A 22,738-nucleotide genomic window follows, 5' to 3' on the forward strand; every position below is an offset into this window, starting at 1 on the left:
TACCTTTTTTATAGGAAAATCTATTAACTGAATTTTCCCATAATTATAGGGAGGGTACGATGTCGAAAGAGACAATTAACCCTATGATCATTTCATTGATATCGATAGTCATTTTTAATAAAGTCAAATACTTTTAAGCCTAAGTGAAGCATCAGCTTATCCTCCGAGGATTGGACACTTAAGCCCGTTAACAGTTTGATGCGTTGCAAGCGATACTTCAGTGTATTTACGTGAATAAACAGAGCTTTTGACGTTTGATTAAGTGACTCATTGTGCGTAAAGTAGACGCGTAACGTCTCCATTAGCTCTAAATCATGATCGCGGTCATACTCCACTAATGCGTTCACCGTCTCACCAAAAAATTGATGCATTTCCTCGGTGTTTTTAATTTCGGCAAATAAGCGATAGACGCCAAGATCTTCATAAAAGACGAGCCGTTTCTCTTCAAAGAAGGTACGACCAAGCACAACCGATCGCTCCGCCTGATCAAGACTTTCACGGAGATTCCCAATCTCAAAGTACGGGCGTCCAATTCCCATATAAAACGTTGCTTGGACGATGCGATCAAGCTCTCTATATAACAGCGTGATCTCTTGATGAATGCGGTCAACTTTTTTTCCTGCCGTTGGATATAAAACGTACACGCCATTTTTGAAGGAACCGATAATCGCATCCTTTTCTCGCTGCGAACAAATAAGCTCGAGCTGATCTACGGTATGCGCGATAGGCTTTAAGCCACCTTGTTTATCAAAGCGAAATTGAATCGCCATACATAAATACTTTTTATTTAAATCAAATCCGTATAGCTGTCCTTTTTCGACCATGAGACTCTCACTTTGGATTTGCGAGAAAAAGAGGTCATAGAAGAAATCACTTTTATACTGTTGCTCAAGCTCATGCGTGACTTTTTTCCGCATAAATTCGAGTGCTAAAAGCGTCGACGCTCGCTCTAATATGGCTAATGCCACATCAATTTGTAGCTCGTCACTATCTACGCTCGTTATCGTTCCGTACAACACATTATCAATGACGATTGGGGCAACGATACAGGAGACGGCCTCTCCAGTAGTCCGATCGACGCGCTCCACGCTCGTTGGTCGTTGCATGTGCTCAAGTTCATCCTTTTTCCACGTCTCAAGTGGTGCTAAGCTTTCTTGCCCTTCGGATATGCCTACGTACGGGACAAAACTCTCAATGAACACATCGTGCTTAATAAAATCACTTAAAATTTGCTGGAGACGCTGAATGCCGCCTCTATTTAAGCTCGTTTCATTCATGAGCTGATACGCACCCTGTAAATCCTCATAAAGCACATCACGGTTCGAGTAAATCCGCTTCATCACCGGAGATAAAATATCGATATACGGGATTTCCTTAGGGATTTCGATAATCGGAAAGTCGTATTTATTCGCTTCTTTTAAGATGATCTCTGGAATATCTGCAATAAATCGGTGCGGCTTAATCGCAAGAGCCGAGGTGCCTTTCTCATGCAACTGCTTAATCAGCTCTCCCTGCGCCTTCTCGTCATCATAAATCGAATAGAGGCTAGTAAGCATGAGCTCTTCCCCTTTTAACCACTGCACAATATCAGGGACCTCCATGATCGTCACATGCTTCACAAGCTTCGATATTCCCTTATATCCGGCGCGAATGTGACATTCGTTCAGCCCTTCAATTTTCATCGCCTGCTCCACTGTAATTGCCATGAGAAGACCCCCTACCGTTTTGTCGAAAATCGTGTCGTTATCTAAGTATATTTACAAGGAATAGTGACGCATCTGGAATATAAGTGATGATGGCAAGTGCCACAAGGTTAACCCCAAAGAACCTGATTAATCCCGGCATCATTTGAATCATATTTATTTTGGATATGGACTGTGCAACGAATATATTAATACCAAATGGTGGTGTGTACATCCCAATAGCAAGGTTTGAAATCATAATAATGCCTAAATGCACAGGGTCAATGCCGAGTGAAACAGCCGCTGGGAATACGAGCGGTGCCATAATGATGATAGCTGCCACACCCTCCATAAACATGCCAAACACGAGTAAGACGAGATTTAGAACGAGTAAAAAGAGAATAATCGACGTAAAATTTTCTGAAATAAAGGCAGAGATCTGTTGAGGTATGCCACCTCTCGTTAATACCCAGCCTAAAATTTGCGCCGCCGATACTAACACGAGCACTTGAGCCGTTGTCACAGCCGAGCTGACTAACACATCGTAAAACTTTTTAATCGTCATCTCTCGGTAAATAACGACACTCACGAATAGCGCGTAAACGGCTGATACACCAGCTGCCTCTGTTGGAGAGAAGATCCCAGAGTAGATACCACCGAGTATGATAACCGGGATAAGAAGTGCCCAAAACGCACTTAGCGTTGAAAGCAAGAATTCTCTTAAGGAAGCTCGTTTATCCCTAGGCAGGTTGTGCTTTTTTGCATAAAAGTAAATATAGATAATGGACGATATTCCAAAGATTAGTCCAGCGCCGATTCCTGCCATGAACAGGGAGCTGATGGAGACTCCTGTAACAGAGCCGAAGATGATGAGCGTAATACTTGGCGGAATGATAAGTGATACAGCACCAGCTGATGCCATCAAACCTGACGAAAACGATGCTGGGTACTTGCCTCGTAAAAGCTCCGGATACATGATCTTACCGATCGCAATAACCGTTGCGGGACTAGACCCCGATAAGGCTCCAAAGAACATACTGGCTACCTGAGTTGTCATCGCCACTCCACCTGTTACGTGTCCAACTAGCGCACGAGACCAGCGTAGGATACGGTCCGATAACCCACCGACGTCCATGATGTTTGCCGCTAAAATAAAAAACGGGAGTGCCATTAACGCAAATTGATCAAGGCCACCAAAGAGTCGCTGGATAAGGATCATTGGCTGAATGTCGCTTGCGAAAAGCACCGCGATAAATGATGACAAGCCAAGTGCAACAAAAATGGGTGTACTCATAAATAAAAGAATGATCATGAGAATTAGTAGAATCGTAATCATGTGCTTGCCCCTTTATAATTCGACATTTTGAGTCGCTGGTACTTCTCCGGTTCGCATCATCTGCACCGTCATAATAGTAAGGTGAATGATGGACAGCGCCGCTCCAACTGGAATAGCCAAGTATATATAGAAGAGTGGAATTTGTAACGAAGGCGTGATTTGACCCGTTCCTTGAGTAAAGATAATCAAATCCATTCCGTATTTAAATAAAAAGCCCATAAAAATGATCGACGCTACATTAACAAGAATTCCGATTAAAAGTTGGCCTCTCCCCTTCACAAAGCTGAGAATAAAATCGACGCCTACATGGGCTCCACGCCTAAAGCACACAGCGCCACCTACAAACGCGATCCAAATCATGCCGTACCTGATAAGCTCCTCCGCCCAGGAACGGTTCGCGGAAAAACCATATCGAAGCACAATGTTTACAAATAAAACTGTTGTTACGACTAACAATGTAATTGCTATGAATGCTTCCTCAATTCTCGCTAACGTCTTCACCTTTACGCCCCCTTTAAACAGGAATGGGCTGCCGTTTGATGTTACTGACAGCCCACTTCCGTTATCCCGAACGATTCTATTCGCCGGTTACTGCTTCAATTTCCTGATAAAGCTTCTCTAATAGCTCCTGTTGCTCCGGTGTGCTATATTCTGCTGCGTGAATTGGTAACGATGCTTCACGGAATGCATCAATTTCCTCTGCCGTAAGCTCATAGTAGTTCACACCAGTTGCAATAATGTCTTCACGGAACTGATCCTCTGTATCCTCCAGTGCTTGACGAGCCGCCATACGCGCTTCTTCCTCTGCTTGACGAATCAACGTCTGCGTTTCCTCTGGAAGACCATTGAACCAGCCTTGATTTGCCATTAAGATATACGTCATCGACCCATGATAACTCTCGATCACTGTGTCTTGCACTTCATGATAATTATTTAAGAAAATCGTTTGTAACGGATTCTCTTGTCCATCTACAATCCCTTGCTGTAGCGCATTGTATACTTCAGAGTAAGGTACCGGAATCGGATTTCCGCCCCAGCCTTCATATTGAGCAAGCAGTACTGGTGACTCCATCGTACGCATCGTTACCCCTTCAAAATCTTCTGGAGAATGTACTTCAATGCCGTTTGTCGTAAATAGCTTAAATCCACCAGGCCAGTAGCCAAGTCCTTGGAACCCACCGTTTTCAAGCGTAGCTAAAAGCTCAGCTCCTACTTCACTGTCCTGTACTTCATACATCTGCTCTTTATCCGTTGGCCATAAGTAAGGTAAGTCTACGGCTTTAATGTCATCCACAAACGGTGAGATAACCGCAGATGGTTGCATCGTAATATCAATTTCACCAATTTGCGTACCTTCTACTTGCTCCCGAAGGTTACCAAGCTGCTGTGCAGGATACACGTCCACTGTAATCGCTCCGCCTGACTGCTCTTCCACTAGCTCTTTAAACTTCTCTGCTCCAACGTGCTCTGGACTTTCGATTGGCTGGTTGTGACTGAATGTGATTGTCAGTTCTTCGTAAGAAACGTCTGTTGCGGCTTCGTTATTTGTTGCTTCGTTGTTTGCATCATTGGATGCTTCATTAGTTGGCTCCTCCGCACCCGCTTCTTCCGGCTCGTTGTTACCTCCGTTAGATCCTCCACACGCTGCCAAAACGACCATTGCGATTAATGCTAGTAATGCGAATAAGCTCCACTTTTTCCCTTTCATGTAAACTGCCTCCCCTTAGCTAATTTTTTGATTATTCGTAATACATTAAATGTACAGAAGTTCCGTTTGTCGTACTTTGTCTATTCAGACTACAAATATTACATCAAAACTGTCTAAACAAACAATGTCTTTCGACAAAATTTTCAGAAAAATCCGTCAAGTAATCTGACATAGCTATGCGGGGCAAGGGAGTAAACGCATACAAGTTTGGGAGTTTTGGAACGATGGAGGTCAAGAGAGTAAGGTCAAGGTCAAGTTCAAGGTCAAGTTCAAGGGCGGGACCTCCGGTCCCCTGCGCGTCGTTCGCAACTACCTGTGTTTGCTTGCTCAACTATTTCGATCGGCCAGCGGCCGCTCGAAAGGATTTTCGCTGCGCGTTAGTGCCACACTGGTAGTACGCTCTCGCCGCTTCGGGTCTCTTCGGTACGTTGAATATGTAGCTTAACCTTCTTTATTTATTGTTGGAAGGTTTTTTAGTCATGCTTTTGTAGACTAGCTTCTATAAATTCTGTTTTTGAATTGCTTTTGATAGAGCGAGTTAATAAGTGCTAGCAATATACGTGCTAGTTCGTCATAAAATTTACTGTTTAAGTCAAAGATCCTTTTAACCCTATATAAAAGAAGATGGATGTTGATTATGGTTCATAAATTTTGTATACGGTTCATTTAGCCAGAATACGGTTCATAAATTTCTCATACCGTTCATAAATCTTGCACACGGTTCAATAATTCCTGATACGGTTCATTTTTTCTATTTAACAAACTGCCATGCTACAAATTAACATAGAAAGAAGCTCTTTAGTAAGCAGCACTTCATCAACTCGCTCGCAGAGCTGGCAGACCCGGAGGACATTCGGAGACAATCCATAGGGGAAAGAGGTTTTTGAGATCCCGCAGAAGGCGTTTAGAGTGAGACGACAGTCGAACTCTGCCGACGAGGAAGCTCAAAGACCGGCCCTATGGATGTCATAGAGTGTCCGAAGGGCTGACAGCTCGGAGAGCTGCATTAACCAATTTAGTAGAAAATTGATAGCCACTTTTCGAGTATACAACTCACATTGCAAGCGCAATATGCCATACTATTCTAGCATTGCTTACTAGTAACTGGCTTCTAGCGCACAAATTGTCAAAGAATATCGAACGATTGTAAAGATTTTTTGTTATTTTTCTGAAGTTTCTCTGTTTTATTACTTCTTTTTGTTGACTTCCTTCTTAAGCAAGTCCTAAAATTAAGACTGTAAGGCCAAATTATTTGGGGAGGTAATTGTATGTCAACATGGTTTTCTAAGCGTAAGACGGCGATTGCTGCTACTGCAGCATTTGTCTTAAGTGCACCGATGGCAGCACAAGCGGACACTCATTCATTTAGCGATATTCAGGAGAGCAACTTCTTCTACGAAGCGGTTAACGTATTAAGCGCTGACGGTATTATTAATGGATATGAGGATGGTACGTTCCGTCCACAGCAAGGAATCGAGCGTCAGCATGCGGCTGCTTTAATTGCACGTGCGTTAGGTCTAAACAGCCCTGATAGCTACGCAATCGATATGTTTGATGATGTCGATAGCTCAAGCCCATATGCATCTCAAATCGCAGCACTTTATGAGCGTGGAATCATTCTAGGATTTGACGGATCGTTTAATCCAACAGACCAAATTACTCGTGAGCAAATGGCTTCTATCCTCGTTCGCGCGTACAATCTAGCAGAATACCTTGATCAACCAGCAATGGAAACGATCAACTTAGATGACGTTCACCCAGCTCACGAAGCGGATGTACAGCTTCTAGCAAACTACGACCTTACGACAGAACTATCTGATTACATGGCAAAATCTGATGTCACACGTGGGGAGTTCGCAACATTTTTACATAGAACACTGTTGCTAGACCTTCCTGAGTTATTCGATTTAGAAGTCCTTCATACAAATGATCTACACAGCCGAGTGGAGCAGTATCCACGTATGATCACGGCAGTTGACCGTGCACGTCAAGCTTATCCAGACGCTCTCTTAGTAGAAGCTGGAGATATTTTCTCTGGAACACTTTATTTCAACATTTTCCAAGGATTAGACTCCGTTGAGTTTATGAATATGATGGACTATGACGCGTTCGTTCCTGGTAACCATGAATTTGATCTAGGTAACGCAGAGACTGGTGGACACGAAGAGCTTGCGGCATTCTTTGCGGCTGCTAACTTCCCAGTTGTTGCGTCTAACGTCGACTTTAGTCTAGACCCATTCGTAGGTGACATGCAGGTTGGCGGCATCTCAGATGATGCTGAAGCTGGATCTATCTATGATGGCATTATTAAAGAAGTAAACGGTGAGCAGGTTGGTATCTTCGGTCTAACGACTGAAAGCACAGCGACAATCGCAAGCCCAGTAGACGTTCTCTTCTCTGACTACATCGCAGAAGCGGAGCGTATGGTTGACGAGTTTGAAGCAGCTGGCATCGACAAGATCATCGCGCTAACTCACTTAGGCTATGACTCTAACCCTAACCTTGGTAACGACATTCTTTTAGCTGAAAACGTTGAGGGAATTGATATTATCGTTGGTGGACACAGCCATGACACAGTACTTCCTGATGTTTATACAGAAAATGCGGACGGCGAGCCAATGGAACCAACGGTAATCGTCCAAGCAAATGAGTACGGAAATCTTGTAGGTGAACTACGTGTTGGATTTGACGCTAACGGTGTCATCGAGCGCGTTGGCGGACAACACTATGAGGTTGACAGCTTCCCTGCGAATGCAGAAGCAGCAGCAATGCTTGCTCCACTTACAGAAGAAGTAGAAGCATTTGGTGGCGAGGAAATCGGTGTTGAAGCTGCTGTTGACTTCCCTAACCCACGTTCAAGCGGCGACTCTTTAGACAGCGTTCGTTCTAATGAAACTGGACTAGGTAACGTCATCACAGACGGTATGCTTGTTGAAGCGAAGCGTGCAAATGCTGAAACTGTTATTGCTTTCCAAAATGCTGGTGGTATTCGTGCTCCATTAGCAGCAGGACAGCTAACTATTGGTGATCTCATCACTGTTCAGCCTTTCGGTAACCGTCTATCTATCATGGACCTTACTGGTGCTGAAATTAAAGAAGCACTTGAGCACTCTGTAAACAACGCTCCAAACGAAAGCGGTGGATTCCTTCACGTTGCAGGCATGCGCTTTACGTTCGATAGCGACCGCGAAGTAGGCGATCGCGTCGTATCTATGGAAGTAATGATTGATGGTGAGTATGTGGACCTTGATCTAAACGAAAACTACTTCGTAGCAACAAACGACTTCACAGCTAACGGAGGCGATGGCTTCACAGTCTTCGCAGAAGCAGAAGCTGATGGACGAGTTCAGCTAGTAGGATCAACAGATTGGGAAACACTCCGTCGTCACCTACTAACTCTTGAAAGCCCAATCTCTCCAGTAATCGAAGGCCGTATTACGGACTTAGGTAGAGAGTAAGAAGTAAATTGTATAAATGAAAGGAACCGCCCTCGTGAGTGAGGGTGGTTCCTTTTTTGTTTTTTCTTAGTCAATTTAAAAAGTGTCACCAACTATCATATAGTTAGCGACACTGTTTGTGAACGTCTATCCAAAAATTCCACTGCGAAGTATTTGAACCGTATACCAGAAGTCATCGAAGTCTTCTTCGTATAGTTGATTCTGAATCACAGGATTATCAGAATATATCGAAGGCACAATAATAAATGCATCTACCAATGATGGAATACCACTACCAAAATCTACTCTAGCTTCAATTAAATAAAATTGCGTGCCATGAAGTAGCTCTACTCGATAATTGACACTCGGATCATAATCAAAATGCCTCTTCACCAAATTCAACGCCTGTTCCTCATACCTCGACGTCTTCCCAACCTTCACATGAATCACTTTCTCCGCCGACGTAATCGTCGCCGTCGCACTTTGACCATTCCACTGCACATCAGCACCAAGCGCCTCACTCACAAAACGCAGCGGCACAAGCGTCCGCCCATCGCTCACCTGCGCAGGCACATCAATCACCACATGCTCCCCATTCACCGTCGTATGCCTCGACCCAATCGTCAAAAACACACGCTGACTCCCCTTATACGCCGTAACCGACTTCGCCGCCTGATTCCAATCAACCACAGCTCCAAGCTCTTCAAAAATAGCACGCAACGGCACCAGCGTCCGATTCCCAACAAGCTCCGCCCCATCCAACTCCACAACCTCCCGAGCCTGACTCCCCGTCGGGTAAGAAAATAAGGTAACTGCCGAACTAAATAATAGAACAAACACCATGAAAAGCTTCGTTAGGTTTTTCATATAGGTTCCTCCGATCAGTATGGAATATGTATAGATGTATCGTACTTTAGTTTGTTTGAATTTACAATAAATAGTTCTATAACAATGCTATTTGCGTGGTATTTTTCTATATATAACGTTCTAATAGAAACAAGTGATGATAAAAAGACCGCATACCTCCCACAAAACTAGAAGACATACTGATCATTATGTATATAGAAATCCAAAAATCATTAATTTAAATTAGACAAATAACGACTGAATTCGACAAGTGACACCATGCACCTGGTCTTCACAAGTACCAGACACCTTGTATTTTAATATCGAATACCCCAAGTACTTGGTCTTAATTTAGTTCCACAAGAAATTGGGCTGTTCCCTTTGGAGTATAATATGAAATTTATCCCATTTATCCATAAGGTTTTCTATATTTTTATCTACTTCACTTCTAGAGTTATGCTTATTGTCTACTTTAAAATTAATTAATTTACTATTTTTATTAGCAAGATTTATATCGTGATTTTCCAACAAAAAAATCATTTCTAATAGACTCTTCAAGAATTCTGCTTTAGCTCTTTCAATTTTTTTATTCGATATTCTCATTCTGTCTTTTAAGTGGTATTCAGAGACAAAGTGGAATGTTTCTAATTGTTCAATTAACATTTGACGTCTCTCTAATAAAACACTAAATTTTTCTATTTCATTTCTAGTCAAAGTGTTATTTAACTCTTTTAATTTATCTATATCAGAGCCATTTAGTCCTTTAATAATTTTATTCTGCTCAAATATTAGAACCGATGTTAATAACATTAAAGAAACTAACATAGTATATAAAAAAACATGAATACTATTAACATTAATAAACTGATATATAAATCCATCGATAACTAAGATTCCATTTACAATTGAAGAAAAAAGTCCCATCACCACAAATATCTTAGAGTTTTTCATTAATTGAAACAATATAATCCCCCCTCTATGATAAATTCAATATTTATTAAAATCTATATATAATAAAGGCTCTAGCGTGAGCTAGAGCCTTTATTAATTTGATTAAATTATTATCCCAATAACTGAAGCACTGACTGTGGCTGTTGGTTAGCCTGTGCTAGCATTGACTGAGAAGCTTGAGAAAGAATGTTTGAACGAGTCATCTCCATCATTTCACGAGCCATGTCTACGTCACGGATACGTGACTCCGCAGCAGACAGGTTCTCAGAAGAGTTGTCTAGGTTAGCAATTGTGTGCTCAAGACGGTTCTGAACAGCACCTAAGTTAGATCGTTGCGCAGATACAGTTTCGATAGCATTATTAATTGCTGTGATCGCTTTATCAGCTTCTTCCTGAGAAGAAACATCGATACCAGTAATAACTCGGTTAAAGTCAGAAGCTGCAAAATCACGGGCAATATTACTTAAGTCATTTGAAGAATTTAGTGAGAAAGTAGCTTGATTACCACTAGCATCAGTAAAAGAAACTTCGTTAGTTCCTGGAGCTACTACAGCTGAGTCTATTTCTGTTCCTTCTGCATTGCTCAATGTAAGACTAATGCTCGTGTCACTTCCGTTAGCTTCGCCAGTGGACAATAGACTACCAAACCCACCGACATCTGTAATATTAACCGAAGATCCATCACCAGTATTACCTGAAGTTAATACAAGATTCCCATTTTCGATAGATGCTAGAGTGAATCCTGCTGCATCGTTTATAGCTGTCTCAATCTCCTCAAGACTATATGTCCCCTCTGCCAAGTTAACAGAAAGTGCTTGTGTTGATCCAGAAGCATCTGTGACGGTTAACTCTAATGGGCCTTCACTTCCAACAGAAACAGCAGCATCAATCACATTGATTTCTTGATCAAATTCAAATGCTGTTGCATCATTAATGTCCATACTGAACGTCACACCGTGGTTATCATAAGTAAATGTTTGACCTGTCTGTGCATCTGCAAATGTAAATACATCTTCAGAAACACTGCCGTCAGCATTTTCGATAGTTACTGTAATTGAACCACTTCCCGCATCAAGTCCAGCACCAGTAATATTGATATTATTTGTTCCTGGAATCCACTGAGGGTTAGCCGCATCTAATTCAATACCTCCAGCGATTGTTGCTGCACTACCTCCAGGAGAAACTGTCATACTCTCCCAATTGCTAGCTGTGTCAATATTCCCAGTAAAATCAGTTCCAGCAGCATCTTTCGCAGTTAGATCTATAGTAACATCATTGCCAACTAAATTACCAAAGTCAGCTGCTGATAGGCTAAAGCCGACCCCATGGTTATCGTAAGAGAAATTTCCATCTTCATCTGCAATTAATGTGTCTTCAATACTATAAATATTTCCATCACTATCTGTAACGTTAATTGATACTGTGACATCATCGCCATCTGCTGCAACAACAATAGTTCCAGCTGTACTAGCATCAATATTGTCCCAAGGAATATCTCCGGTTGCAGAGAGTGTTATATTATTTGCTCCATCAAATGTTACGCCGCCTGCATTAGTTACACCTTCAGAAAAGAATACAGCGATATCTTCAGCAAAACCAGCTGTGTTAATACCACTAGCATTAGCAGAGAGGCTAGCAGCAACAGCAGAACCTTCTACAGCCGTTAACTCGGCACCATTTAAGTTAAATCCTAGATCTGCTTTTACACCTGTTACAGCAGATCCACTGCTCCCAATATTAATACTATCCGAAACGACCCCTAGAGCTTCAGCACTCATATCATTTACAGTAAGTTCAATATTTTGTCCTTGGTTCGCTCCAATATGGAATGTACCTTTAAAATCTCCGCCTAATAGATTTTGAGTGTTGAATTCTGTCGTATCTGCAATTCGAGTGATCTCTGCAGCTAACTCGTTAATTTCTTTTTGAATTTCTGCGCGATCTACATCTACATTCGTATCGTTCGCCGACTGAACTGCAAGTTCACGCATTCTTTGAAGAATGTTATGAGTCTCATCAAGGGCACCTTCAGCTGTCTGAATTAGAGAGATACCATCTTGAGCGTTACGGCTAGACTGATCTAAACCATTTATCTGCGCTCTCATCTTCTCAGAAATCGCAAGTCCTGCTGCGTCGTCTCCTGCGCGGTTGATGCGTAGTCCTGAAGATAGCTTCTCCATTGCAGACTGCATGTTGCCTTGGTTGATACCCATTTGACGGTGTGTGTTTAACGCTGGAATGTTATTGTTGATAATCATAGTTTTGTTACCTCCGTGTGTTTTTTAGTTTTTGTTGACGTGAGTACACTTCCGTGTGTAACTCGCTGACTGCATGAAAGAAGAGTACAGAGGTTCAGAAGTGCGCGCCAATTCTGATTGGCTGTAACGCTTCTTTCATACGATCATCCATGATTAATTCCGATCATCCGTGAGCGGAATGGCATTAAAACTTCTTATACTTTTTGCTGTGCTTCTAAAAGCTCGCCGCGTACGATTGGTACTTCGCGTGGTGCATCGATTGCGAGACGAAGGTGTCCGTCCTCGCTCTTTACTACCTTTACCTTGATGCGATCGTCGATCATGATATATTCTCCTGGCTTTCTTCCTACTACTAACATGTGATCTCCTCCTTGACATGTGTGGTCGTGCATATAAAAAAAAGGACAAGCAAATCTGCCGGTGTCTTCTCTCATCCTGAGAGTCGGCCATCGACGGAATTGCTCATCCTTAAGCGAAAACTATGTGATTGTTCTTTATATTGAACTGGATCCGCGCTCAATTTTTATGTCCCTTGGCGCTTCAATGCCTAGTCTCAATTTCCCGTCCTGAGATTTGATGACTTCAACACGAATTCTATCGTCAATGACAACAGACTCTCCCACTTTTCTTCCTATTACTAACAATAGGTGCCCCTCCTTGGTTGCTTAACTAGTATTTGGATAAACACCTGGTTATCATACCATATTTAAGGTTGTAAATGGGTGAAAGTCCCGCAAAAAAATAGGAAAAAGTCCTGCTTACTTTTCGACAAAAAAGGACAAGTGAATAGACGTAATGAACCTCTCCTCCTGAGAGCTCACCACAATCCATCCACTCGTCCATGAGTGATCCTTTATGTTATTACTAATATCGACAGACTTTAGCAATTGTTTAGTCCTTCTATAAACTTTTTCAAGAAATTAAATAGGACTTAAAGCTATCTTCCATTGCATCGTGCCATGCCTTTAGTTTTGGCTGAAGTGTAAACTGAATGATCTCTTGAGCTTGTCCATAGTTTTTTCTTTCGTATGCTGTTACGATTGCGTCGAATCCGTTACGTAGGTTTGCTTCTGCAACACGAATATTTTCCGTGTCTATATCATCTTTGATTTGGTTGATCGAAGCAGATACGCTTGCGAATCCTTGAACGATGTCGTCTAATAACGAAACTGTTTGTTCGTATTTGCCTTCTTGTAACAATTTTTTTATATGAGCGACGCCTTCTTGCATCGTTTCGGCAAGTGCGACGGAGCGCTGCGTTACTTCTACTGTATTGTCCATGGTTGTAGTCTCCTCTTATTTTGGTCTCTATTCTTTTCATCGGTTATCTGTTACTCGATGTTTAGGGTGTTTACGTGGTTTCTCAAAAGAGTATGTAAAAAGGCTCTGGAACGGGTCCAGAGCCATGTAAAATTTGCTTATTATCCTAGTAGCTGAAGTACTGACTGTGGCTGTTGGTTAGCTTGAGCTAGCATAGACTGAGAAGCTTGAGAAAGGATGTTAGCACGAGTCATTTCCATCATCTCAGCTGCCATGTCTACGTCACGGATACGTGATTCCGCAGCTTGTAAGTTTTCAGAAGAGTTGTCTAGGTTAGCAATAGTGTGCTCTAGACGGTTCTGAGTAGCCCCTAGCTTTGAACGCTCAGCAGATACAGATTCAATTGCGTTGTTTAATACTGTGATTGCTTTCGTCGCATTTTCAAAAGAAGATACGTCTAAAGCACGCTCAACGCCAGTGTTGTTTGTACCGTTTGTTACGTCATCAGTAGAAGTTAGGTTAATTGTCTCTGTGTCACCATTACGGTTAACGAATGATAGAGTATTACCAGTTCCACTGATCCCAAGTGCTTGTGAACGCATGTCGCTAATAGATAGGCTTAGAGACTGGTTCTGGTTAGCACCGATCTGGAATGTAACAGAACGATCTTCCGTAACTGCTGGAGTTGTAGTAGTTGGTGCAGTAGTTACCTGTGTTGTTGCTGTTTCAAGGGCGAAAGTTCCAGCGATTGTACCGTCTCCAGCAGTATCACCAGTTGCTTCGAATGTGAACGAAATTCCGTTCTCATTGTAGTTAAGTGTTTCACCAGCAGCTAAAGAGAAAGCAGTTGTTGATACAGCAGTTCCTCCAGCTGAAAGTGTTGCTGTGAACGTTGAAGTATCTTCATCCCAATCGAATGAGAATTCATCTGCTCCATCCAAAATAGCGGAAGAAGTCCCATCAACTGTAACATCTGATACAGTTGCAGCTGCATCACCTGTAGTACCACCAATAGTTAATGCAACATTTTCAGGAACACTATTTACTGTTCCAGTAGCATCTGTACCGATTGTGTTAAGGTTGATAGTAACTGCTTCTGCATCTTCCCAGTCAGCAACATCTGCTTCAGTGAAAGAGAAAGAAATTCCTTGGTTATCATAAGAATATGTGCCTGTAGAAGCATCAAATGCCATTTGGTCTGCATTAATTGTTAATGTCTCACCGTTAGCATCCGTACCTTGAAAATCGATAGTGAAGCTAGATCCATCACGAGTAATAGATAATTGGTTTGTCTCAGCAGCATCTAAATCTGCAAAATCAAATCCGTTACTTGCTTCTCCGCCAGCAATAGAAATTCCGAAGTCTGCTTGTGCAGCTCCACTATCCCAGCTTACTGGCTCCGCTCCAACTGTGAATGATTGTGAAATTGCCTTCGTTACATCAACTGTAGTTGGATCAGTTGTTACAGCAGCAGTAACTTCAAAGTCAGAAGCTAAGCTTCCATCCATTAAAGTACGAGTGTTGAACTCAGTCGTGTTACCGATACGGTTGATTTCAGAAGTTAACTGGTTCATTTCCTTCTGAATCTCAGCACGATCTACGTCAACGTTTGTGTCGTTTGCTGCTTGTGTAGCAAGCTCACGCATACGCTGAAGGATAGAGTGAGTTTCGTCAAGTGCACCTTCAGCCGTTTGGATCATAGAGATACCATCTTGTGCGTTACGGCTAGCTTGATCTAAACCGTTGATTTGCGCACGCATTTTTTCAGAAATCGCAAGACCAGCTGCATCGTCCCCAGCACGGTTAATACGAAGACCAGAAGAAAGCTTCTCCATTGCAGACTGCATGTTGCCTTGGTTGATGCCCATTTGACGGTGAGTGTTTAACGCTGGAATGTTATTATTGATAATCATAACAAATAAATCCTCCCTGATTTTAATCCCTGTCACGTCCTTGTGATGGGATTTATATTATTTTAGTAAGAGTAAAGCATCCTAGTCGGCCGCCAAGGGGTCGTTTACTCCTCTGATTCTTTTATCGGACACATATAATAAAAGTTTAGTACTTTCTTAAAAAAGTTTATAAGACTATTTAAATATGTTTTTTCTTACACGCCATGTTTAACCACTTCTTTTTGCATAGAGAAAATGACTCTAGTTATAGAAAAAAGAGGTCTTTTCTTGTGTGTACACCTATTAAATTCATCCAAATTTTACATTCTCCTCTTATAACTAATCAAAATGTGTAGAGTTAAAATAAGCTTTTCCAACGTTTTTTTACTCTATTATCTCTCACAACGGGTAATTTCTTATAAAGATTTAATCACTAGTGTTGCATAAAACATATTGCTGACGTTCTGAAAATTCAGATTAAACACCTTTACTCCAAAAAGTAAAAAAAGACAATAACCCATTAAAGGTGAGTCCGTCTATTTGTAAAAAAATATACATCTACACGTGTGCAACTACGACGAGAAGTCCCTTAGGGGACCGTTTTTCCTTTGATCTTACGTATCCAGTAGCGTGTGGACTTCCATAACGCAGCTCTTAGATAACGACTAATTTGTAGCGTTTTTCGTTGACTACCTGTTTCGAGCTGAATAAGCACATGAAGGCAATAGACCATCAGCGCAATAAATACCTGATTATAAATAGCCTTATCACTCTGACCATAGAACTTTTTAATGTTGAGATGTTGCTTGATCCATTTGAAAAATAACTTAATGGCCCAATGGGACTTATACATCTCCGAGATCTCTTCTGCATTTAAATCAAAGCGGTTTGTCAGTAAAGAGAGCTCATTTCCTTTTGAGTCAACGACTTTGATAACGCGAAAGGAGTTTTCGGCTCGATTATGAGATGTTCCGATCACGACCATGTCATCCGATCAAAGCGCTCGTAGTCAAGGTAACCACGATCAAACACGTACATGCATTCTTTATCATCGACCATGACTTCTAACTGACCACGGTAATGTTCTTTCGCTGGTGTAAGGGCCGCTTTTTCTGGATAAGACATGCCTTTTTCCATAAAAACGAGACGCAAATGGAGTTTCACTCCGGATTTTGTTTTCCGGAACGATGCCCATTTATGATTGGTTAGGTTTAACGGTAAGGTACTAGAATCAATGATCATAACGGGCATAATAAGCTTTGTGTAGTGCGTTTTTGCGTGTATCTGAGCCACGAGATCAAGAAAAAGCCGTTGAAAAAGATCTGGATTCAAGTTGTTCAGACGCCGCGATAATTGCGAAACACTAATCGAATCGAGGTCGATTTCTCGCTGGAGATCATCATTAAAAAGATGATCACTAACCTCATGAAGACTTTCGAGCTCTTCAAGCTGCGAGTAAAGTAAAAGTTTTAACAGAGATTCTGTCGTTAGTCTCTTTGTATAATAGTCGGTATTCATAGACTCGACAAGTTCATTTAATAAGGGAAAGTTAATCGATGAAACCCATTGCTCAAATGATGTTCTTCGTGTAGGATTAGTCATGTGATGGTCCTTTATTAGTGGATTTAGACGGGTTCCCACCTCACTTATCCATTATAAAGGACTTTTTGTTTGCGATAAATAAGATTCACGAATATTTAGAATATTAAATTAAATTTAAAACTTTAATGCAACATTAGTGAGATTTAATTGCTGCTTAGACGTAGTTAACCTAATTTACCTGCTTCGTTTTGTTTCAAGAAATCTACTATTTAATAAAAGGTCTGTTCTATAAAACCAACCTCCCGGTTCCCCGAAGCGTTTGGTGGCGACTCAGGCAGGAGCACTTAGCGTTTCCGAGAATCCTTTCAGCCGACATACGGAGGCTGAAATAGTCGAGGTAGCCCTGCCGAACGCGTCCGCCAAAAAGCGCAGGGGAACCGGGAGGTTTTGCCCTTAAGGTTTTGCCCTTAAGGTTTTGATGTTGACCTCCAAAATAAAAACACAAAAAAAACCACCGCATGGCTAGCGATGGCCCCTACAATCAACGCGCACGAAGGCGCATCTATTATTAACGTTCAACTTCATATGCACGGAAACTATCACCTAAAAAAGCTCCGAGCCAAACCTAGTGGATTAACGCGTTGCATCAACCCAGCCTTTTTTGATGATAGTTACCATCGCATCTGTGCGATCATTCGCTCCAAGTTTCTTAAGCAAATGACTAATAATTGTACTAATTGTTGATGGTGCTAAAAACATAAGCTCCGCAATTTTGCGATTATTATGACCATCTAGAATATGTTGCAGTACAAAAATTTCGTTCTTTGTTAAGATCAGCTTTACGTCCTCTACACGCAGTGTAAGCTTTTTAATTGGACGATCGCGCATCTTGCTTTCATGTAGCTGTTTAACAAGGTCCTTATGCATAGATTGTTCTAAATATACACCGTAACGCGTCAACTGCTCCACGATACGATCCCCTCGTGTCAGTAAAGAATGTAACGATAGTAAGCCGTCTAAGCCTTGGTGTAACAGATTTATTAGTGCAGCTCTCGGTTTACCTACCGTCATAACTAAAAGAGAAGTCCCGTCCTTCTTTTGTTTAAGCATACTCTCAATCCACTCCACCGCTTCAAGTGAGCTGTGTTCAACAAAAAGAAAAATATATCCGGCTTCTTCATCTAGTGACTTGCTGCCTCCTTTATCGATCGTCAGGTCGTGCCCTTGCATTCTTTCTGCAAGCCGTTTCTCAGCCTGAGTGGATAAATACTTATCATGATCAATAATGAGGATCTTATCGTTCGTAGCTATATTGTTTGCTGTGTCTAGTAATTGCATGATTAGATTCCTCCTTCCTGTCTCTCTTCTCTTAGAATACAACTTAGAAAATTATACGACAAGATTCGATTTTCTAACATGCTTCTTCTTAAAAATAGAAAAACACCATATTATGATTCTAAATTACTATAATTAAGCCATTAAAAACCTACATAAGCCTACTTAGTTTCTCATAATCTAGTGCTTTTCTTTCATTATTCACTATTTTTTAGACTATCTAATTTTTTTTCGTCTCATTTGTAAACTGTTTGAGAAGGTCCAACGACGCATTAGCGGCCTGTTGATTTTCCTCTTGGATGGATAAATAGATCTCTTTTCGATGTATATCCACGTTTCTCGGAGCATCAATTCCGAGCTTAATTTGATCACCATCAATACCTATCACGGTAATTTCGATATCGTCACCAATTTTAATCGATTCATTTAACTTTCGAGAAAGTACAAGCATCCTACTTTTCCCCCTTCACAGGAGTTGGAAGCTCGTGCTTCGTTGTATAAGCTGGATTGGCGATTTGACGAGCCGTTCTATTGACGTGATTCACAATGATCGGTCCGCGTAAATTAGCTGTTGAGTCTGCCCAAGAATCCTTTAGTGTAAGCATGACAAACAGCGTGACATCCTCATCTTTCTCGATCTCTAATGACTCAATCGTTTGATCAGATAGCTCGACCGAATAGTCCGGGAAGAAAGTAAACGGATTCATGACAATAAATGCTAATTCAACCGTCTTTGTAGATTGTAGGATAAAAAATGGGCTAGTAGCTTCTCCAAATGGTAAGAGTACAAACGTTGTTTCTGTCTCAAAGCTTGGAAGGCCTTGTTTAAACGTCACGACGTCCTGTTCGTTTACATCGATCTCACCAGTATATTTTGTGTGTACTAACATCTTACTCACTCCTCTGTATATAATTGTACCACTTTTTAACACACGAAAACAGGGCTACCTGTAAAATATAGGCAACCCCCTATAGTATTTGATTCACTGCGCTTCCTAAAACTACCGAAAAGGCAATGCTCTCCTTTTGTTGAAGGTACACCTGACTCTCCCAGCGTGGGATCGAAATCTCGGGCATATTGCGTCTAAACGAGATAGATGGATCTGGCCAGTCGCTCCTAACCGTAAGCTCCGACGGCGTGTGGTTGATCCGCACACGGTCCATGCCACGTGGAACTGCTCCGTACCCAAACTGGAACGTATCGCGCTCCCCTTTATCGCGAGCAATCGCGGGAATCGCATTCGTGCCATTCTCTATTTTTTTTAACATCTCGCCGTGCTGCGTCGTTTCTGCTATGTAGGATAACGCCTGTTGCTTCGCACGGGAGATAAATTGATCCGCAGACTGTAGCGGTGGAATAAGCCCTGCATCCGCAAACGCCTGCGACTGGTCAATCGTGATGGAAGAGAATGTCGTCGATAGCGAAAGATTCCCGCTTAGCTCCTGGCTAATCGACATATCAGCCGGGCGCTGTTTAATGGAGAGCGTCGGAGTGTGTGAGCTTATTCCTGTCTTAGCCTGCTGCTGCGTAATCTGAAGCTTCGCTAGCTGCATCGACAAATCCCTCCCTTCTTAATTAACGTAAAAAGTCGAGTAAGGAAGGCTGGATAATCCGACCCGTCGCTGATAACGCCGCACGATGCACGTTCTCCTGCGCAAGCAAGTCCGTAATGACCTTCTCAATGTCCGCATCCTCGTTATCGGACATGATACGCTTCGCAATAACCTCCTGCTCACGCACGCGTGTATCAATCATCTCGACGCGATTCGTCCGAGCACCAAGCTCTGCACGTTCATTTACCGTATTATTAATGTGATGATCGACTACATCAATCATCTCCGTTAGCTCCTGTGCCGTGACATTCGGATCCTGCAACGCCTTCTCAAGCGCAATCAAATCCCCAAACATCTCGTTCGTAAACACGTTCTGCGGCGTCACGTTTACATCCACATTCACGCCTTTAAGTAGCTCAAACTGCACGTTTTGCGTGTTGGTCGAAACCGCGCTCTTATTGCCAATCACAACCTGACGCTCCTGGACATTTGTGACATCCAAGGTTGGGTCGCCATTCACATCAAGTACAGGTTCTCCAGCTGCATTTACCGCAGGCTTGGAATGTGTGATAGACGCTACATCTGTGCCGTCCAATATAAAGGTTAACACTTCACCAGTTTTACCTGGGGTTGTGTTTTGGAATGTAACAACATTTCCTTCACGAGATAACGGTTCGTAGGAGCCACCTTTGAAGGTGACGTTTTGTTCGAAATCAGTACGGAAGTCATTCAACAGATCTTGATCTACCCCATCAAAGTCTCCAGCAAAATTATCCCCAAGCTCTTCTACAAATGCCCCAATTCCTAGGTCAAGCTCCCCTGCCGTAATCGGCTGGTTCGTAGTGTTTGTTCCGTTAAAGATATATTTATTATTAACACGTTGGTTTCCTAAAGACTCAAGCTGATCAATGAGCTGACGTACTTCCTTCGAAATATTGTCACGCTGCGTTGCTTCATACGTATCGTTGGAAGCCTGAATCGTCAGCTCACGCACTCGCTGAAGGGCAGACGTTGTTTGTCCTAAAGAGGCATCAGAAGACTCCATCCAGTTATATGTCTCCGATAAGTTACGCTTAAACTGCTCCGTCTCCGCAACCTGTGTGCGGTAGCGCATGCCGTTCATGGCAATAACCGGATCCTGGGACGCACGCGTAATCTTCTTACCTGTCGCCAGCTGGTCGTTATATTTAATTAGGTTTTGATAGCTATTGTTTAAGTGGCGCAAGGAGTTTGCGGCCATCATCGATTGCGTTACTCTCATCGTCTTACTCCTTTATCGGCCAACGACGCCCATACCGTTTATAATACGGTCGAGCATTTCATCAATTGCCGTCAAATTACGTGCTGACGCGTTATACGCGTGCTGAAATTGGATCATTAAAGACATCTCTTCATCTAACGAAACGGAGCTTACTGCCTTACGATTCTGATCAACCGAATCACGCAGAAGTCCTGTATTATTTTCTAAACGACGAGCCTCACGCGTATCAACCGCCATCTCACCGATCACAGATTGATAGAAGCTTTGAACGTTTGTCGTGTTGCCGCCGAAGTCTAATGTGCGATCCTTTACGCCAGATAACAGAAGGGCACCTGATCCGTCGCCTGCGAATGCTTGACCAGTTGGTCCAGCCGCTGCGATATTATCGCGACTATTACGAATGGCCTGTGAAATGTTAAAGTCCTTTGTAATACCAGCAAAGTACCCACCACTATTGTTAAGTGTTGTATCAAACGAGAAGAAATCAATTCCAACCTTTGTATTATTGTTGTTAATTTCTGAAAGTGACCAGTTATCTGAGTGAACATTATTAAACTCTGTGATGAACGCGCTAAACATCACGTCAAGTTCTTTTAGCATATCAGAGAAGATACCAGCTTCTACAAAATCAGCTGTAGCGTCTCCTGGATTCGCAATATACCCAAACGACTCAATCGTTCCTTGGTACTTTCCTCTTGAAGAAAAGTCTGTAAAATCTACTGTTACGTTTGCCGTTGCGTCTGCTGGGTCTGTGATTTGAATTGACCGAACAGCGTCTTTCCCTGTAACACTACTCGTTGCTGTGTTCGAACTAATCACGTACGCCTTATTTTCACTTGAATCAATTAAACGAATTGGGTCTCCGCTACCATCTACCATGCGCTTACCTTGTGCATCAAGTAGATAAATATCGTATTTTCCTGCAGCTGAAGCTTTTGCCATCCCGCCAGACTCGACTGGCTCAATGCCGATGTTGATATAGCCAGATAGCTCGTCTACTAATAGATCACGCTGGTCGTATAAGTCGTTTGGTAAATAGCCGTGTGGCTCTACGGATGCGATTTGTAAGTTCAACGAATTGATTTGGCGTAAGATGGAGTTCATGCTGTCCTCTTGCACCTTAATTTGAGACTGATAGTCTCGCTGAATCGCTTCAATCGCCTCGTACGAAGCACGAGCTGTCTCTGCTAATGCAATCCCACTTTGACGCACAACGGAGCGAGCTCCGTCATCTTCTGGGTTAACGGATAGATCCTGAAGCGAACCCCAGAACTGATCCATCGATTTAGCGATATTACTTTCAGAAGGCTCGTTTAAGATGTCCTCCATCTTTTCTAACGCATCAAGGCGCGCACCCCAGTAGCCGTTCTTATGATTTTCTTCACGAAACTGAAGGTCTAAAAACGCCTCACGCACACGCTCAATCTCTCCAGCGCGGACACCTGTCCCTAGCTGCCCTGGAATTCCTGGTTTGTTGAAGGCTGGATTTGGAAAGGCCTCTGTCTGCGTCATGTTCACGCGTTGACGCGAATAGCCCGGTGTGTTGGCGTTTGCGATGTTATGCCCGACGGTCTGTAGCGCTACCTGATTGGTAAATAGCGCGCGACGCATCGTCTCTAAGCCACTAAATGTTGAAAGCATGCGTGTATTCCCCCTATTAAATGACGCAAGCGCGC

General features: G+C 42.4%; 18 protein-coding genes and 1 pseudogene. 1 reads left to right on the forward strand and 18 read right to left on the reverse strand.

Features of this window, described 5'->3' with window-relative positions:
* Window positions 1-92: 92 nt before the first annotated feature.
* The 4 genes from FLK61_RS15775 to FLK61_RS15790 form a co-directional block, all read right to left on the reverse strand.
* Window positions 93-1,706: a PucR family transcriptional regulator gene (locus tag FLK61_RS15775; protein ID WP_176010324.1), complete on the reverse strand. Its 1,614-nt coding sequence runs from the start codon at window positions 1,704-1,706 to the stop codon at window positions 93-95.
* 37 nt (window positions 1,707-1,743) lie between these two features.
* A complete protein-coding gene (locus FLK61_RS15780; RefSeq protein WP_176010325.1) occupies window positions 1,744-3,018 on the reverse strand; it encodes a TRAP transporter large permease in 1,275 nt (424 codons plus the stop codon).
* Between the two features lie 12 nt (window positions 3,019-3,030).
* Window positions 3,031-3,519 carry a TRAP transporter small permease gene (locus tag FLK61_RS15785; protein WP_249777615.1) on the reverse strand — a complete coding sequence of 163 codons (489 nt, stop codon included), beginning with the start codon at window positions 3,517-3,519 and terminating at the stop codon, window positions 3,031-3,033.
* Window positions 3,520-3,595: 76 nt separating this feature from the next.
* Window positions 3,596-4,726 (reverse strand): TRAP transporter substrate-binding protein, encoded by a 1,131-nt coding sequence (locus tag FLK61_RS15790; RefSeq protein WP_249777616.1) that lies wholly within the window; start codon window positions 4,724-4,726, stop codon window positions 3,596-3,598.
* Window positions 4,727-5,994: 1,268 nt separating this feature from the next.
* Between FLK61_RS15790 and FLK61_RS15795 the strand changes: the two genes are divergently transcribed.
* Window positions 5,995-8,184 carry a 5'-nucleotidase C-terminal domain-containing protein gene (locus tag FLK61_RS15795; protein WP_176010326.1) on the forward strand — a complete coding sequence of 730 codons (2,190 nt, stop codon included), beginning with the start codon at window positions 5,995-5,997 and terminating at the stop codon, window positions 8,182-8,184.
* A gap of 126 nt (window positions 8,185-8,310) precedes the next feature.
* On the opposite strand, the gene FLK61_RS15800 is transcribed toward FLK61_RS15795, so the two are convergent.
* The 14 genes and pseudogenes from FLK61_RS15800 to flgK form a co-directional block, all read right to left on the reverse strand.
* Complete coding sequence (locus FLK61_RS15800) at window positions 8,311-9,030, reverse strand: copper amine oxidase N-terminal domain-containing protein (protein WP_176010327.1); 720 nt, start codon at window positions 9,028-9,030, stop codon at window positions 8,311-8,313.
* 330 nt (window positions 9,031-9,360) lie between these two features.
* Window positions 9,361-9,972 (reverse strand): hypothetical protein, encoded by a 612-nt coding sequence (locus FLK61_RS15805; RefSeq protein ID WP_176010328.1) that lies wholly within the window; start codon window positions 9,970-9,972, stop codon window positions 9,361-9,363.
* Between the two features lie 98 nt (window positions 9,973-10,070).
* Window positions 10,071-12,218: a flagellin N-terminal helical domain-containing protein gene (locus tag FLK61_RS20255; protein WP_283811861.1), complete on the reverse strand. Its 2,148-nt coding sequence runs from the start codon at window positions 12,216-12,218 to the stop codon at window positions 10,071-10,073.
* Window positions 12,219-12,412: 194 nt separating this feature from the next.
* A complete protein-coding gene (locus FLK61_RS15820; RefSeq protein WP_176010329.1) occupies window positions 12,413-12,577 on the reverse strand; it encodes a carbon storage regulator in 165 nt (54 codons plus the stop codon).
* Between the two features lie 135 nt (window positions 12,578-12,712).
* Complete coding sequence (locus FLK61_RS15825; protein ID WP_176010330.1) at window positions 12,713-12,862, reverse strand: carbon storage regulator; 150 nt, start codon at window positions 12,860-12,862, stop codon at window positions 12,713-12,715.
* Between the two features lie 268 nt (window positions 12,863-13,130).
* Window positions 13,131-13,499, reverse strand: a complete 369-nt coding sequence (locus FLK61_RS15830) for a DUF8042 domain-containing protein (RefSeq protein ID WP_176010331.1) — start codon at window positions 13,497-13,499, stop codon at window positions 13,131-13,133.
* 140 nt (window positions 13,500-13,639) lie between these two features.
* Complete coding sequence (locus FLK61_RS20260) at window positions 13,640-15,391, reverse strand: flagellin N-terminal helical domain-containing protein (protein ID WP_176010332.1); 1,752 nt, start codon at window positions 15,389-15,391, stop codon at window positions 13,640-13,642.
* A 568-nt stretch (window positions 15,392-15,959) separates the two neighbouring features.
* A pseudogene (locus FLK61_RS15840) lies at window positions 15,960-16,972 on the reverse strand (IS4 family transposase).
* 573 nt (window positions 16,973-17,545) lie between these two features.
* Entirely contained in the window at window positions 17,546-18,250 is a 705-nt protein-coding gene (locus FLK61_RS15845) for a response regulator transcription factor (RefSeq protein ID WP_176010333.1), read from the reverse strand.
* Window positions 18,251-18,467: 217 nt separating this feature from the next.
* Window positions 18,468-18,698, reverse strand: coding sequence for a carbon storage regulator CsrA (gene csrA / locus FLK61_RS15850; protein ID WP_176010334.1), 231 nt, complete (start codon window positions 18,696-18,698; stop codon window positions 18,468-18,470).
* Window position 18,699: 1 nt separating this feature from the next.
* Window positions 18,700-19,137, reverse strand: a complete 438-nt coding sequence (gene fliW / locus FLK61_RS15855) for a flagellar assembly protein FliW (RefSeq protein WP_176010335.1) — start codon at window positions 19,135-19,137, stop codon at window positions 18,700-18,702.
* Between the two features lie 79 nt (window positions 19,138-19,216).
* Window positions 19,217-19,801 carry a DUF6470 family protein gene (locus tag FLK61_RS15860; protein WP_176010336.1) on the reverse strand — a complete coding sequence of 195 codons (585 nt, stop codon included), beginning with the start codon at window positions 19,799-19,801 and terminating at the stop codon, window positions 19,217-19,219.
* Window positions 19,802-19,823: 22 nt separating this feature from the next.
* Complete coding sequence (flgL, locus tag FLK61_RS15865) at window positions 19,824-21,062, reverse strand: flagellar hook-associated protein FlgL (RefSeq protein ID WP_176010337.1); 1,239 nt, start codon at window positions 21,060-21,062, stop codon at window positions 19,824-19,826.
* A 12-nt stretch (window positions 21,063-21,074) separates the two neighbouring features.
* Entirely contained in the window at window positions 21,075-22,703 is a 1,629-nt protein-coding gene (flgK, locus tag FLK61_RS15870) for a flagellar hook-associated protein FlgK (protein WP_176010338.1), read from the reverse strand.
* Window positions 22,704-22,738: the final 35 nt, after the last annotated feature.

The sequence above is a fragment of the Paenalkalicoccus suaedae genome, from assembly GCF_006965545.2.
In the GTDB taxonomy this organism is placed as follows: domain Bacteria; phylum Bacillota; class Bacilli; order Bacillales; family Salisediminibacteriaceae; genus Paenalkalicoccus; species Paenalkalicoccus suaedae.